The sequence below is a fragment of the Bradyrhizobium sp. AZCC 2230 genome (genome assembly GCF_036924495.1).
Classification (GTDB): Bacteria; Pseudomonadota; Alphaproteobacteria; order Rhizobiales; family Xanthobacteraceae; genus Bradyrhizobium; species Bradyrhizobium rifense.
In genome coordinates, this window is record NZ_JAZHRS010000001.1 from 9,320,575 (window position 1) to 9,334,647 (window position 14,073).

General features: G+C 62.0%; 11 protein-coding genes and 1 pseudogene. 9 read left to right on the forward strand and 3 right to left on the reverse strand.

Annotation, left to right across the window (positions count from 1 at the left end):
* The first annotated feature begins 120 nt into the window (after positions 1-120).
* From V1280_RS44425 to V1280_RS44445, 5 genes are all read left to right on the forward strand, one after another.
* Positions 121-1,095 carry a magnesium transporter CorA family protein gene (locus tag V1280_RS44425; protein ID WP_334537408.1) on the forward strand — a complete coding sequence of 325 codons (975 nt, stop codon included), beginning with the start codon at positions 121-123 and terminating at the stop codon, positions 1,093-1,095.
* A gap of 201 nt (positions 1,096-1,296) precedes the next feature.
* On the forward strand, positions 1,297-2,382 hold the full coding sequence (locus tag V1280_RS44430; RefSeq protein ID WP_334537410.1) for a cytochrome-c peroxidase: 1,086 nt from the start codon (positions 1,297-1,299) through the stop codon (positions 2,380-2,382).
* 17 nt (positions 2,383-2,399) lie between these two features.
* Positions 2,400-2,720: a cupredoxin domain-containing protein gene (locus V1280_RS44435; RefSeq protein ID WP_334537412.1), complete on the forward strand. Its 321-nt coding sequence runs from the start codon at positions 2,400-2,402 to the stop codon at positions 2,718-2,720.
* Positions 2,721-2,747: 27 nt separating this feature from the next.
* On the forward strand, positions 2,748-4,406 hold the full coding sequence (locus V1280_RS44440) for a methyl-accepting chemotaxis protein (protein WP_334537414.1): 1,659 nt from the start codon (positions 2,748-2,750) through the stop codon (positions 4,404-4,406).
* A gap of 576 nt (positions 4,407-4,982) precedes the next feature.
* Positions 4,983-5,405, forward strand: coding sequence for a hypothetical protein (locus V1280_RS44445; RefSeq protein ID WP_334537416.1), 423 nt, complete (start codon positions 4,983-4,985; stop codon positions 5,403-5,405).
* 225 nt (positions 5,406-5,630) lie between these two features.
* Here the strand turns inward: V1280_RS44445 and V1280_RS44450 are convergent, their stop codons facing one another.
* A complete protein-coding gene (locus V1280_RS44450) occupies positions 5,631-6,872 on the reverse strand; it encodes a complex I NDUFA9 subunit family protein (RefSeq protein ID WP_334537418.1) in 1,242 nt (413 codons plus the stop codon).
* A 464-nt stretch (positions 6,873-7,336) separates the two neighbouring features.
* Here V1280_RS44450 and V1280_RS44455 point away from each other — a divergent pair, with 464 nt between their 5' ends.
* The 3 genes and pseudogenes from V1280_RS44455 (at position 7,337) to V1280_RS44465 (ending at position 10,749) form a co-directional block, all read left to right on the forward strand.
* The gene (locus V1280_RS44455; protein WP_334537419.1) at positions 7,337-7,576 is read left to right on the forward strand and encodes a hypothetical protein; all 240 of its coding nucleotides are present in this window, start codon (positions 7,337-7,339) and stop codon (positions 7,574-7,576) included.
* Between the two features lie 347 nt (positions 7,577-7,923).
* Positions 7,924-9,236, forward strand: a pseudogene (locus tag V1280_RS44460) (multicopper oxidase family protein).
* A gap of 763 nt (positions 9,237-9,999) precedes the next feature.
* Entirely contained in the window at positions 10,000-10,749 is a 750-nt protein-coding gene (locus V1280_RS44465; protein WP_334537420.1) for a phytanoyl-CoA dioxygenase family protein, read from the forward strand.
* 375 nt (positions 10,750-11,124) lie between these two features.
* Here the strand turns inward: V1280_RS44465 and V1280_RS44470 are convergent, their stop codons facing one another.
* A complete protein-coding gene (locus V1280_RS44470; protein ID WP_334537422.1) occupies positions 11,125-11,745 on the reverse strand; it encodes an alpha/beta hydrolase in 621 nt (206 codons plus the stop codon).
* The gene (locus V1280_RS44475) at positions 11,742-12,680 is read right to left on the reverse strand and encodes a ring-cleaving dioxygenase (protein WP_334537423.1); all 939 of its coding nucleotides are present in this window, start codon (positions 12,678-12,680) and stop codon (positions 11,742-11,744) included. Before V1280_RS44475 ends, V1280_RS44470 begins: the two co-directional genes overlap by 4 nt.
* Positions 12,681-12,809: 129 nt before the next feature.
* Here V1280_RS44475 and V1280_RS44480 point away from each other — a divergent pair, with 129 nt between their 5' ends.
* A complete protein-coding gene (locus V1280_RS44480; RefSeq protein WP_334537425.1) occupies positions 12,810-13,742 on the forward strand; it encodes a LysR family transcriptional regulator in 933 nt (310 codons plus the stop codon).
* Positions 13,743-14,073: the final 331 nt, after the last annotated feature.

The window sequence follows — 14,073 nt, forward strand, 5'->3', positions numbered from 1 at the left end:
GTTGAGGGCATCCCTCTGTTGATCCCCCGACGTTGAACGTTTGGAATCCTCATGCGTTAGCCCGGCGCAGGATGGCCGCATGCCGTGAAATCCGGCGCGAGGGCAAACGGAGTTCGGTCATTGCTGAAACTGCACAGGTGGCCGTCCGACGACTGGCAAGGCATCGGCGCGGAAATGCCCTCGGAGATCATCTGGGCGGATCTGCTGAACGCGACCGCGGAGGAAAAGCAATTCGTCGAGCGAATGCTCAGGATACGAATTCCGTCCGAAGAGTCGCTCAGCGAGATCGAGGCGTCGAGCCGATTGATCCTCGAGCACGGCACGCTCTATCTCAGCACACCGGCGGTCCGGCTCAACGAGGACAACGAGGCCGAGATCACGCCGGTCGGGTTCGTCATCGGCCCGCATGTGCTGGTGACGGTGCGCTTTGCAGAGTTGCCGATCTTCGACCAGATCAGCAAGCGTGTCGGCTCCGACGACAGTCTCGAGAACGGCATGTGCGTGTTCACCAGCCTGCTCGAGGCCATGATTGACCGCGGCGCCGATGCTCTCGAGCACCTCGGCGCGAAGGTCGACCAGCTCTCGCGCGGCGTCTTCAAGGGCGGTCTCATTCGCACCAGGCGGCCGGTTCGCTCTAGCCGCAGGATGCGCGAGGCGCTGGAGAATGTCGGTGAACTGGCCGATCGCCTGGCCAAGGCGCGCGATGTCCTGCTCGGCGTCGGGCGTATTGCGTCCTATGCCGACAATGTCGGGCGCGAATGGATCACGGCGGCGTCGAAGAAGCGCCTCGAGGCGGTCTCGAAGGATGTCGCTTCGCTCGGCGATTACGAGACGCGACTGTCCGACAAGATCCAGCTTCTGCTCGATGCGGTGCTCGGCTTCATCAACATCCAGCAGAACGAGCTGTTCAAGATTTTGACGATCGTGTCCGTGGTCGGCGTGCCGCCCACGATCCTGGTCGGCATCTGGGGCATGAACTTCAAGAACATGCCGGAGCTGAGCTGGACGTTCGGCTATCCGTTGTCGCTGCTCGCCATCATTGCCAGCGGCGTGTTGCCGTTGATCTGGTTCAAGCGGCGCGGCTGGTTCGAGTGAATCGCCGCGACGGAGGTCGCGCAACTCCCCGGTTGTTGCCGATTCTTCCTGCACTTTTTGCTTGCGGAATTGCCGAAAACCGACAGTGCCGCGGCATCTTTATTTAATGATTTGCCGATACGTTCATCACGTTTCTGAGCATACCCGTTTCGTTACCGATTTTTCGGTGTCGCAAATGACACCCTTTCGGGGGGAATTTGCATGCCGGCGCCGGGCTCATTTCGCGCGTGCATTGTTGCCGGAACGATCGCATCGGCCGTGCTCGGCGCGCTCGGCTTCAGCACGATCGGTTATGGCGCCGCCGTGGTCGGCGAAAGCCGCAAGGTCGAGATCACCCAGAAGGCGCCGAGCGGTATCGATGCACTGAAGGCGCAGTACCGCAGGCCCGCCTCGATCCCGTTTCCGAAGGACAATCCGTATACGCCGGAGAAGGCCGCTCTCGGCAAGAAGCTCTATTTCGACACGCGGCTGTCGGTGACCTCCGCGCAGTCATGCGCCAGCTGCCATAGTCCGGGTTTCGGTTGGGGCGACGGGCTCGCCGTCGGTGTCGGTCACGGCATGGCCAAGCTTGGCCGCCATTCGCCGACGATCGTCAACGCCGCCTGGAGCGCGATCTTCATGTGGGACGGACGGCTTCCGACATTGGAAGACCAGGCGCTCGGTCCGATCCAGTCGCCTGGCGAGATGAACATGAAGCTCGACGATCTGATGGCGCGGCTGACGAGCATTCCCGAATACAAGCCGATGTTCGAGGCGAGCTTTCCCGGGCAGGGCATCAAGGCCAAGACGCTGGCGCAAGCGATCGCCACCTATGAGCGCACCGTCGTCTCGGAGCGTGCGCCGTTCGACGCCTGGATCGAAGGCAACGAAAAGGCCATCTCCGAAGAGGCCAAGCGTGGGTTCGCCGTGTTCAACGGCAAGGCGCAATGCGCCGCCTGCCACGAGGGTTGGAACTTCACCAATGAGGGCTTTCAGGATATCGGCCTGCCGAGCAGCGATATCGGCCGCGGCGAATATCTTCCCGCAGTGATCAAGATGCAGCACGCGTTCAAGACGCCCGGCCTGCGCGAGATCAACCGTCGCAGTCCTTTCATGCATGACGGCTCGCTCGCCACGCTCGAAGCCGTCGTCGATCATTATGACCATGGCGGCGTGGATCGTCCCAGCCGATCCGACCTCATGCGCCTGCTCGAGCTGACGGCGCAGGAGAAGACCGACCTCGTCGCATTCCTCAAGACGCTGACCAGCGATCTCGAACCCACGGCCGTGCCGGTCCTCCCACGCTGAACTCGAAGGATATTTTCATGCGCACAATCGCTTTGTTTACTTGCGTGATCGTTACCGGCTTCTCGGTGGGCGCCTATGCCGCCACCGAGGTGATCCACCAGCAGGGGCGGGTATTCTCCGCCGAGAGCATCTCGATCAAGAAAGGTGACGCCGTCACCTTCCTGAACGACGACAGCGTTCCGCACAACATCATGTCCGCCACCAAGGGCAACGAGTTCAATCTGGGATCGCAGGCGCCCGGCATCTCGACGGATGTCACCTTCAAGGAAGCCGGCGATGTGCAGGTGATCTGCGCCATCCACCCGCGCATGAAGATGATGGTCAAGGTGATGGATTAGGTGATTGCGAGGCACCGGAGATTGACAATGTCGATACGCTACAAGATTTTCGGTGCCTTCACCGTCGTGGTCCTGCTCGCCTGCGGTATCGCCTTCTATGGCATTCGCGCGATCGGGAGCTCCGGCGACATGGTCGTCCGTCTCTATGACGGCCCGCTGATGGGGATCAACCACGCGCGTTCCGCCCATGCCGGGCTTCACGAGGCCCGTCTCGTGCTTCAACGTGGCCTGGTCGCCGGCAGCTCGAGCGAACTGGTCGCGCAATTCGAAACGCTGGTGCGCGGCGGCACCGAAGACCTGAACGTGGTGCGCGAGCGTGTCGCCTCGGCCACCGTCACCGCCACGCGAGAGAAGGTCGAGACCCAGCTCAAGGACTGGTCGGGTGCCGTGCTCAAGGTCCTGAAGCCGTCGCCCGGCGGGGTGACGGAGATCCCGACGAGCTTCGTGCTTGCGCAGCAAGGCGACCGCCTGATGGCGTCGATCGACGATCTCGTCGAGCTCGTTGCGGCCTACGGATATGATTATCGCACGGCGGCCGAGGCAGCCGTGGAATCGGCGCGAACGACGATGCTGTCGATAGCCGTCGGCACCGTCGCGATCGGTTTGATCATCGCGCTTGCATTCTCGTACTCGATGAGCCGGCCGATTTCCGCCGCTGTGCGGGTCGCCGAACGCGTGGCGGCCGGAAACTTCGCGGACGAGATCATGGTCCGTCGCAGTGACGAGCTCGGCCGTCTTCTCAAGTCGCTTGCCGTCATGCAGGCAAGTCTCAAGACCCGCGCCGATGAGGATCTTGCCGTGATCACCGCCAAGGACCAGAGCAGCGCTGAGCAGACCAGTCGCCGGCAACGCATGGAAGCCGAGATCGACGCTTTCCGTGCCGCCTTCAGCACCGTGTTGAGTCACACCGCGCGCATGACCGGCGAGTTGACGGACACGGCGCAGAGCCTCGCCTCGACCTCACGGGTCGCCGGCGCGCAATCGAACGAGGCGGCGTCGACCGCGCAGGAGACGTCGGCAAACGTTCAGACCGTGGCGACGGCTGCGACAGAGCTCGGCGAATCCGTCCAGGCGATCACTGCCCAGCTTGCTGATGCCACCACGATCGTGCAGCGCGCCTCCGGCATGGCGGAAGCCGCCAACCAGACGATCGGCAGGCTGGCCAGCGCCGCGCAGCAAATCGACGAAGTGGTCGGCTTCATCAGGACCATCGCCGGCCAGACCAATCTGTTGGCGCTCAACGCCACGATCGAAGCCGCACGCGCCGGAGAAGCGGGCAGAGGTTTTGCTGTCGTCGCCTCGGAAGTCAAGGCACTGGCGACGCAGACGGCCGAGGCGACGGAGGAGATCTCGTCCCAGATCACCGAGGTGCAGTCGGCAACCCGGCAGGCGGTCGAGAATGTCGGCGCCATCGCGCTGATTATCGGCGACATCGACGGTTTCACGGGGCGGATCGCAGCTGCGGTCAGCCAGCAGAATGCAGCGGCCGGCGAGATATCCAGGAATATCGGACAGGCGGCCGCCGGCACGGCCCTGGTCGCGCGAAGCATCGCCGGAACGGCGGAAGCAACCGACACCGCCAACAAGACGGCCGATATGGTCCTTGCAACGGCGCACGATCTGTCCGGCCAGGCAACCCAACTCCGTTCGTCGGTGGATCGGTTCCTGTCGAACGTCGCGGCCTAAGCGGAATGTATTTTGGTTGAATCGATGCGAACCGAGAGCTCAGATCACCTCTCCCGTAGGGAGAGGTCGGATCGCATCGAAGATGCGGTCCGGGTGAGGGGTTCTGGTCTCACTGGGTGCCGCGGCCCCTCACCCGGATTGCACCGGACGATGCTTCGCATCGCCGAGCGCAATCCGACCTCTCCCCGTCGGGGAGAGGTGATCCCGGACGCCGATGGAACCTGACTCCATCGCGCTCTAAGCGTGCGCGGCTGCTTTGACCGAACAGGCGGCGGACCGTTCGAAGACGGTGCGCCGCAGGTCGCCGCGGGGATTATCGGCGCTCTGGATTTACGCGAGCTTGTCGACGGGTAGCACCGGACACAGGGCATGTAAGCTCGGATGTCTGCTGTACCGGACCGCCTTGCGAAGCTTCGTCAGATCGGAGCTCTACCATCGCCTCTCAGGCAACAGTCGCGCGGTGTTGCAGCCGAACTTCCGATTATACGATCGTGCAGCGTTATACACGGGAGCGAATCTCATATTGGCTTTGCAGGCCCGCCGCCCTAGAATTGCGGTGATCGCAGGACGGGCGAAATGCGGTATGTTTGCGATGCGCCAAAGGGTAAGACCTGGTTCCGTATCGAGACGGAAGGTGAAGCGGCGCATGAGTCGCGCCTGATGAGCCACACAGTCGAGAAGTATTTCTGCCGCGAGCGGGAGAAGGCAGTCCAGTTCTGGCGTCGGGAGCGGCCCAACGCGATCGAGCGCGACATCGGACTTGAAGCCCATGTACAGCGAGAGATGCCGCTTTTCCTCACGTTGCGCGACAGGGAGGGCAATGCACTGGCTACAGCGATGCTGCCACCAGGTGGCAAGGATCGCGGCGGGTTCCGGATCATCATCGTTGCCGCATCCAATGCCGATCCTTATCCTGAGCAGGATGCGGCCATCGCTGCGCTAGGAGCGCATTTCGGTCTCACACTCGATCGCCACCGCTGCTTCCCGTACGGCCGCTAAGGAGCCTGACAAGTATCGCTGCTTGGTTGGAGCGATCTCGGCTCATGGCCCCTTTGAGACATGCCGGCCGGCACCGCGAACTTCTGTTAATCGGGGTAGACCGGAAGTAGTCGGCGCACGGTCAAAATGACGCGTTTGATCCAACTCGGACATCGCCCCGTCGCATCTGATGTCGGTCGGCACCATTTCTTCCTCGCTGTCCGGTCGCAATTTTGCTGAGTTTCCTCATTTGCTTTGCTTAAGCATCGCTTCGAGTTCTTCTTCGAGCGATCGCGGCGAAATGCCGAGCATACGGAACCCCGGCAAGTTGTCCGAGGCTGTGGTGTCGATCTGCATAAGCTCGACCTGATTGCGGGTGAGAGGCGGGTGCGGCAAGATTTCAGCGACGCCGGCCAGTGCATCCCACAAGGCAAACGGCATCCGCATGAGCAGCGGCCGCAAACCTGCGGTACGAGCAATGGTCCGCAACAACTCTTCGTATGAATAGACGCGTGGGCCGGCCAGTTCGTAGATCGGATACGGCTTTTTGCTCTGCCGCAGAACTTGTGTAATCGCCGCAGCAACATCATCCGCGTACGCCGGTTGAAGCCTCGTCCTGCCGTCGCCGAATATCGGATAAGCCGGCAGGACCCGAAGCAGCCTGAGAATTGTCGTGAGAAAGCCGTCGTCCGATGCAAACATCACCGCTGGGCGTATGATAACCGCGCCAGGGAATGCGGCCTGCACGGCCGCCTCGCCTTCGCCGCGACTGCGAATATAGGGCGAAGGCGAGGCCGCGTCGGCGCCGATTCCTGATAGGTGAACTAGCCGTTTGGCCCCGACCCGCCGCGCTACGCTTGCGATCCTAGCGGCCGTTTCGACGTGCGCCGAATGGAATGTATCGCTTCCGTGCTCGACGTACAGGCTAATGGCGTTGACCACGCCATCGGCGCCCGCGACGGCGGCCTCTACGGAGCGCTCGTCGTGGGCGTCGGCGGCGATCTGTTTGACGTCGTCGCCCTCAACCCCCCTAGGATGCCGCGAGGCGACGCGCACCGTGGCGCCGGACTCGCACAAATAGCGCACGACGCGACGGCCAACAAAGCCAGTTCCCCCAAACACAGTTACGCAGCTCATTTGCTGATCGATCCAATGATCCGGGGCGACGCTCTTGATTGAGCCGTTAAGCGCAGTGCGGACTGCCTCAGCGGCCTCTGCCGGCGAACTACCCTTGTTGACATGATGCCCGATAACATCGATCAAAATTTGCGCCGCAGGGCCGACAGTCTGCCACTCTTTCATTGCTTCATCGATCAGCGGCTCAGCTTCTGTGTACAGCTTGTGCGCCTGTTCGATGATCGGCTGTGCCCTATTGAGAAGATCGATCAGCGCCTTGCTCGCCGGCAACGATTTCTCAATTTGCCTAAGCTGTGCATCGCTGAGACCGGAAACGTGACCAATGAGGTCAATGAGCCAGTGCTTCAACATAGTCCACCATGCTGTTGGCTCTACCGCTGGCCAATTACCCGTTCCAAACGGACAGACAAGCTGCGCCCTTTGGGTATCCGTTTACACCAAATCGCCAGCGAAGGCTGCTGGCACATAGCGTCAGTTGGCGCAGTGCAACGGCATGTCCGGAGCCGGGGACAGACCGGAAGTCAACGACTGAGGGGCGAACCGACGCGATTGACCCAAAGCGGACATGGTGGTCACGTCTGCGGCTAGGCGCAACAGACACTACCTCGAGGTGGAACTATCTCTGCTTTTAGATGCTAGCTGCACCCCGGTCATTCCGGGCGATAGCGACGGCGCGCGACCCCAGCAGAATCAACATCGATAACGAAGACGTAAGAAGCTTAAACGCCTTTTTAGTCGATCCTGCAGGTATACGGCACCACATTGCTCATGGATGGGCGTCGCGGGCTGACAGAACACAACAAAGGAGCAAAGCCATGACGGCAATACGTCTCGTCCTCGCCACATCAATGATCGCGTTTATTACGATGTCAGGTCAGGCTTACGCAGGCACAACCATTTCGGATACGCGGTACTGGCCCAGTGAAGTCCGCGCGGCGGACCAGAATGCGGTCGCGGTCCAGCGTCCTGAAAACGCCTTCGCTTCAGCGGAGACACCGCGAGCCATCGAAGCTGCGGGACGATCCTATCAAGGCGGACCGAAGGTCAATGATTAACCGACTGGGCGTTTGCCCGCCGTTCTTGAAAACGTCAGCATAATGACCAAGCGGCCGGCTGATGCCGTGCCACGCGGTGCACACCCTCACAAGTTTCACATTGATGGGGATGCCCGTTGCGCACCTGATCAGAGGGGCAAGTTGCCATGAGAGAGAAAGAGAGGCCCACGCTGCTGACCCGCCGGCAGATGATGCTTGCGTCCGGCGTTGCAATGGTCGGCACGATGCCGTTCCTGCCGATCATGCGGGCCGAGACCGCGCCCGAAACCAATATCGCCAAGCTTCGCCTGACGGCCCGTACCCGAACCCTCGCTGTGAACGGGAAAGCGGCGCGCGTCTTCGGCCTTATGGGGCCAAACGGAAACCCCGGCCTTAGGCTGACGCCCGGCGAGCGTTTTCGCGTCGATCTCGTAAATGAGAGCGGAACATCCACCATTATCCACTGGCATGGCCAGTTGCCGCCTTGGACGCAGGACGGCTTTCCCTGGCCGCAAACGCCACCGATTGCGCCGGGAGGCACCCGCTCCTACGATTACGCGCCAATCGCTGGCACATACTGGATGCACTCGCATCAAGGCCTGCAGGAACAGAATCTAATGACCGCGCCGCTTATCGTACGCAGTGCCGAGGATACGCGCGCCGACCGGCAAGAGGTGCTGCTGATGCTGCATGATTTCAGTTTCCGCACGCCGGAGGAGTTACTTGCCGAACTGATCAAACCCAACGGCAGTCAAAGCGCTACGCCGAAGAGCGGCATGGGCAACATGACCATGGGCTCGGGAAGCATGGACGCGATGAACATGGGCTCAGGGAGCATGGGCGCCATGAACATGGGATCCGGCATAGCGATGGACCTCAACGACATCGACTATGACGCATTTCTCGCCAATGACCGCACGCTCGCTGATCCGGAAATCATCCTCACCGAACCGCACGGACGGGTCCGACTGCGGGTGATCAACGGCGCGTCGGCGACGCAGTTCTGGATCGATCTCGGTGCGCTCACCGGCACCGTCGTTGCCGTCGACGGCCATCCGGTCCGACCGGTGCGCGGCACGCGTCTCCCCCTCGCCATGGCGCAGCGGATCGACGTGCTGATTGATCTTCCTCGCAACGGTGCATTTCCAATTTTCGCTCAGGTCGAGGGCAAGCGGGCACGCACGGGCGTTATCCTCGCAACGTCCGGCGTACCGGTATCACGCCTCCCCGCGGAGGCCGCAGACAACGCGCCGCCTGTCGATCTGTCGCTTGAACATCGCCTCGAAGCGGTCACGCCCATAGCGCCGCGCACGCCCGACGTGACGCACCGCGTGATCCTCGACGGGGCCATGACCCCGTACGCATGGTCATTGAACGGCGAATATTGGCCCGCGGTAACCCCGCTGGTGGTTACCGCGGGTCAGCGGGTGGCGATCGAGATGGTGAACCGCTCAATCATGCCTCATCCGATGCACCTTCATGGCCACGCTTCCAGGTGGTCGCGATAAACGGCGCCCCGCTCACAGGCGCCGTACGCGACACTGTGCTTGTGCCTGCTATGGGCAGCGTCACCGTCGCCTTTGATGCCGACAATCCCGGCCGCTGGGCATTTCACTGCCACAACCTCTACCACATGATGACGGGCATGATGACCGAAGTTCGCTATCCCGCGATCATCTGATACCCACCTTCGACGCAAACAGCGACTACGGGCTGTGATCGATCATTTAAGGGCAACGGCCACAAGCAGAGCAATCAAGCCAACGCCGGAAAGCAGTGCGCGTATGACGTGCGAATAGCGGCCCATCTGGCTTGGCGAAGCCGCACGGCCCTGGGGCGCCTTGCCGCCGACGATCCAGCGCATTTGCGCGGCCGTATGCCCCTTCCTGACGTCGGCTTCTGGGCCAAGAGCTGACGTTGGCGCTATTGCGCACGAAGTGTACCAGTGACGCCAAGCGGGCATTCCGAGCCTTGGGCCGCACTGGGGCGAACATTCATTCTGTGATCAAAATGCTCTCGAAACAGCACCGTGGCAGGACACCAAAAGCGCCCGGCCATTCGCTTGGTCCCACCGAACGGGTGCTTATGCGAGAACGATCGCGGTCGCGATTCCAGCCGCGAGATATCGTCGTCTGCTATTGGCAATTGTGATGAGGCTTAAGTGTGAGGAGGCCCTTCGGGCCGCAGGCTTGATCGAGATTTTGAGAGCTTGCGTCGGTGCGCCGCTTTGATAATGTTCGGACCATGATGATCAGCACTCTCAACATCGCTTCGGTTTTCTTCCTGTTGAGCCGCTAACGGCTCGTCCGCGCCTTTGCGGGCAGGAATTGGAGATCGTCCTCGCGCGCATGTGCTTGCGAGCGGCGTCTTCGCGATCGAATCGACCACGCCTCGTAGTCCCGCACGACGGGCCGTAGGTGCTGGCACGTAGAGAAAGCTCTGTCATGTCCCCCTTAAACGACGACCATCTGCGCAGATTCGCAGAACGCGGCTCTGTGGTTATTCCTAACGTCGTCCCACCGACGCTGGTCGAAGCGGCGATGCAGCGGATCGACCGGTTGGTCGAACAAAATCCGCCTCCGGCTGACCGTCGCGGGTTCCACTTCTATTGGGAACAGAATCCGGCCGACACCGACCCGCTGGTCGCTCTGCTGCAAGGGAGCAGTGCCCGGGAGATCGTCCAAAGCCTGATCGCGCCACTGGCCCTGGCCAAGCTGGAGCAACTTCAGGTTTCGCTAAATATTCCAGTCTGGAATCATCGACCCGGTGGGCCGCATATCGACGGGCTCAAAATCACTGAGCCAAGTGGACGCCCCGGAACGTTCACCTTGCTGGCTGGCATATTCCTGACCGACCAGACCGCGTCCGATATGGGCAATCTCTGGGTCTGGCCCGGCTCGCACAACGTTGCTGCGTCCTATCTCTGCGAGCACGGGCCCGACGCGTTGTTCGATATCGAACACCCGACCTACCCAATGGAGTCGCCGGAACAGGTCCTGGGACGGGCCGGCGATCTCTTTCTTGGAAACTACCTGCTCGGCCACAATATGGGTGGAAACACTTCTGCGGTGGTCCGGCGCGTCGTCTATTTCCGTCTTCAGGCGGAAGGCCATCGGACGAGATGGCGAGACTGTGTACGGGATCCGCTGCTGGAATTTGAACCTGCACGAATGGCTCTTAACCGCCATCGGTAACTATCTATCGGGAAAGGGCGGGTCGTTAGCCCGCCCTTCCTCAGATCGGTTTTTGACGAAGGTGGACGCCGAATTCGTCGGCAACTTCACAGTTTGGCCGGGCTGCGCCGTTCTGGAGATGCGAAGCGGCGCACCGTTCGAAAACGATGCGCCCTAAAGCGGAATGGGCTTAGGTTGAATCAGGCGGCCGCGGGCTCGGTGCACCTCTCCCGCTTGCGGGAGAGGTCGGCGCAACGCGCCGGGTGAGGGCTCTTTCCTCTTGGGGGTTCTCGATTGCGGAGATACCCTCTCCCCAACCCTCCCCCGCAAGCGGGGGAGGGAGCGCACCTCCGTCGTTGCAACGATCGAGCCTGATCTCATCCCGCCCTAGTTAGATCATGCTGCCTCGGCCTCGACGCTGCCGATCCAGTTGCGGGCCAGCGTCACGTCGGCCTGCGATAGCTGATGACCTGATGGCAGGACCTTGTGGTCGACACGCGCGCCTGCTTCCGACAACAGCGCCGCAAGCTTTGCCGAATTACTCGCCGGCACGATCGGGTCAGCTTGCCCGGATAGCAGCAGCACCGGCTTGCCGCCAAGCGCGGTCTTGGGCGGATCGGACAGCGGCACCATGGCGCGCAGCAGGATCCCGCCTGCCAGCACGTCCGGCTTGAGCAGCAACAGCGCGGCTGCGATGTTGGCGCCGTTGGAGAAGCCGACCGCAATTGGCGCGGCGATGCCGTATTGCTTCCGTGCGTCGGCGACGAACGCGCCGAGTTCGAGCGCACGACGACGCACGTCTTCCTCGTCGAACACGCCTTCGGCAAGGCGGCGGAAGAAGCGCGGCATGCCGTGCTCGAGCACGCGGCCGCGCGGCGAGAGCAGGGCCGAGCCGGGCGAGATCATTTGGCCTAGCCCGAGCAGATCGTTCTCGTCGCCGCCGGTACCGTGGAGCAACAGCAGGGGTGGAGAGCCCGCGTCGTGCGCGGGCTCGTAGCGATGGATGAAGTCGGTCATGACGCGGTCTCTTCCAAATTCGGCAGCACACCCTCGATCTGCTTGCGATGCTGTTCGAGGAAGCTCGGCAGCTTCAGGTCGCGTCCGAGCGTCGCAACGGGTTCGTCGACGGCAAAGCCGGGGATGTCGGTCGCGATCTCGAACAGCACGCCGCCGGGCTCGCGGAAATAGATCGAGCGGAAGTAGTTGCGGTCCCTCTGCTCGGTCGGATGCAGGCCGTGATCGCTGACGAGCTTTTGCGCCATCTTGCCCTGCTCGGCATCGTCAGCCGCGCGGAAAGCGATGTGGTGCACCGAGCCGCCGCCCTGGTGTCCGCGCAGAAAACCCTTGGCCTCGTAGATGTCGACGACGCTGCCCTGAACATCGCCAGGCGCCTTGAAGCGGATCACCGAGCCTTCGCGCCCGGTCTCCTTGAAGCCGAACACGTCGGTGAGGACGGCCGCCGTCTTGGCCGCGCTGTCGAGCAGCAGCGTCACGCCGTGGAAACCGCGGATCGCATGCTCCGCCGGCACGTCGCCGTTGCTCCAGCCCGGCTGGTTCTCGGCGCCGGGAATGCCGACCAGCGCGAGCGCCATGCCGTCAGGATCGGTGAACGGCAGCACGGACTCGCCAAAGCGCTTCTCCAGCGCCTCGTAAGCGATGCCCTTCTCGATGAAGCGCTGCGTCCAGTAGCCGAGCGAGCGCTGCGGCACGCGGAACGCAGTCTGATGGGTCTCGCCGACGCCGCGGCGGCCGGGCGACACGCCGGCCCAGGGGAAGAAGGTCAGGATGGTGCCGGGGCGGCCGGTCTCGTCGCCATAGTAGAAGTGATAGGTGCCGGGATCGTCGAAATTGACTGTCTTCTTGACGAAGCGCAGGCCGAGATCACGGGTGTAGAAGCCGAAATTGCGGATGGGGTCGCCGGCAATCGCGGTGACATGGTGCAGTCCAGACATTGTCGTCCTCCAGAAATTTGGGAGCCGTCTTGCTCTGGAGCGAAATATCGTTCCGCTTTGGATTGGAGACAATCCATGCAAATATGACGTCTATGTCTATGATTTGGAACCAATCGCGGAGACTGGGCCTTGGATAAGGTCGCCAGCCTCCGGGCCTTCGTGAAAGTGGTCGAAAGCGGCAGCTTTGCCGAGGCCGGCCGGCAGTTGCGGCTGTCGCGCTCGGCGATCAGCAAATACATCGCCGACCTCGAGGAGAGCCTCGGCGTTCAGCTCTTGAACCGGACCACCCGCCATGCGAGCCCGACCGAGAACGGCCAGCGCTATTTCGAGCGTGCCGTCGTCATCCTCTCGGAGATCGAGGCCGCTGATCAGGCGGTGGCGCAGGCCCAGTCGGCGCCGCGGGGACTGTTGCGCGTCAACGCGCCGATGTCATTCGGCACGATGCGGTTAGGTCCTGTTCTCGCAGACTTCATGGCGCATTATCCGGAGCTTCAGCTCCAGATCGTGCTCAGCGACGATCTGCTCGATCCCGTCCAGGATGGCTTTGATGTGACTCTGAGGATTGCCGAGCTGGAATCCTCGAGCTTGATCGCGCGAAAAATCGTGCCGGTGCCGCGCATGATCTGCGCATCGCCGGACTATCTCGCGCGTCACGGCACGCCAAAGCATCCGCAGGATCTGCGCGAGCATGCCTCGCTCACCTACGGCTTCCTGCTCACCGGCAACCAGTGGAAGCTCACAGGTCGTGACGGCGACCACTGGATCCAGCCGGCCTGGTCGCTCTGCGTCAACAATGCCGAGGTGCTGCGCGACGTCGCGATCAAGGGCAGGGGGCTCGCGCTGCTGCCCGAGTTCATTGCCGCGGAGGCGCTGCGAAAGGGCGAGCTGCGGACGGTGCTGGACAACTATTCTGCGCCGCCACTCGCGCTCTATGCGGTCTATCCGCCGACGCGGCATCTGTCGGTGAAGGTGCGGCTGTTTATTGATTTTCTGGTTGAGCGGTTTGGGCATGAGGAAGAGGAGGGCGCGCCGGCGAGCCGAGACCAGGCGGTAATCCCATAAAGCTTTGCGGCGGACGGCGCGCTAGCGTCCGCTATCCTCGACAGCGGACCAAATTCAGCGGCGCAGCGATCTGACGCGACGCGTCAATAGGCGACATCAACGGCTTGGTCTGATATTGAAGAGGCTCCGACTGAGGTGTGGCGTCGATGAAAATAGAGTGGCTTGAACCATGGGCGCCAATCGAGCGGGCAAAAGAACGGGAAGCAATACAAACGGAGCTTCATTCTGAGTTGAGCGCGTCACATCCGCTATTGGGACTATCCGTTGTTGCGCTCGCCAGGCGTTATGACCAAGACGATGTCTTATTCGAACTTGCCGACGGCCGCGTTGC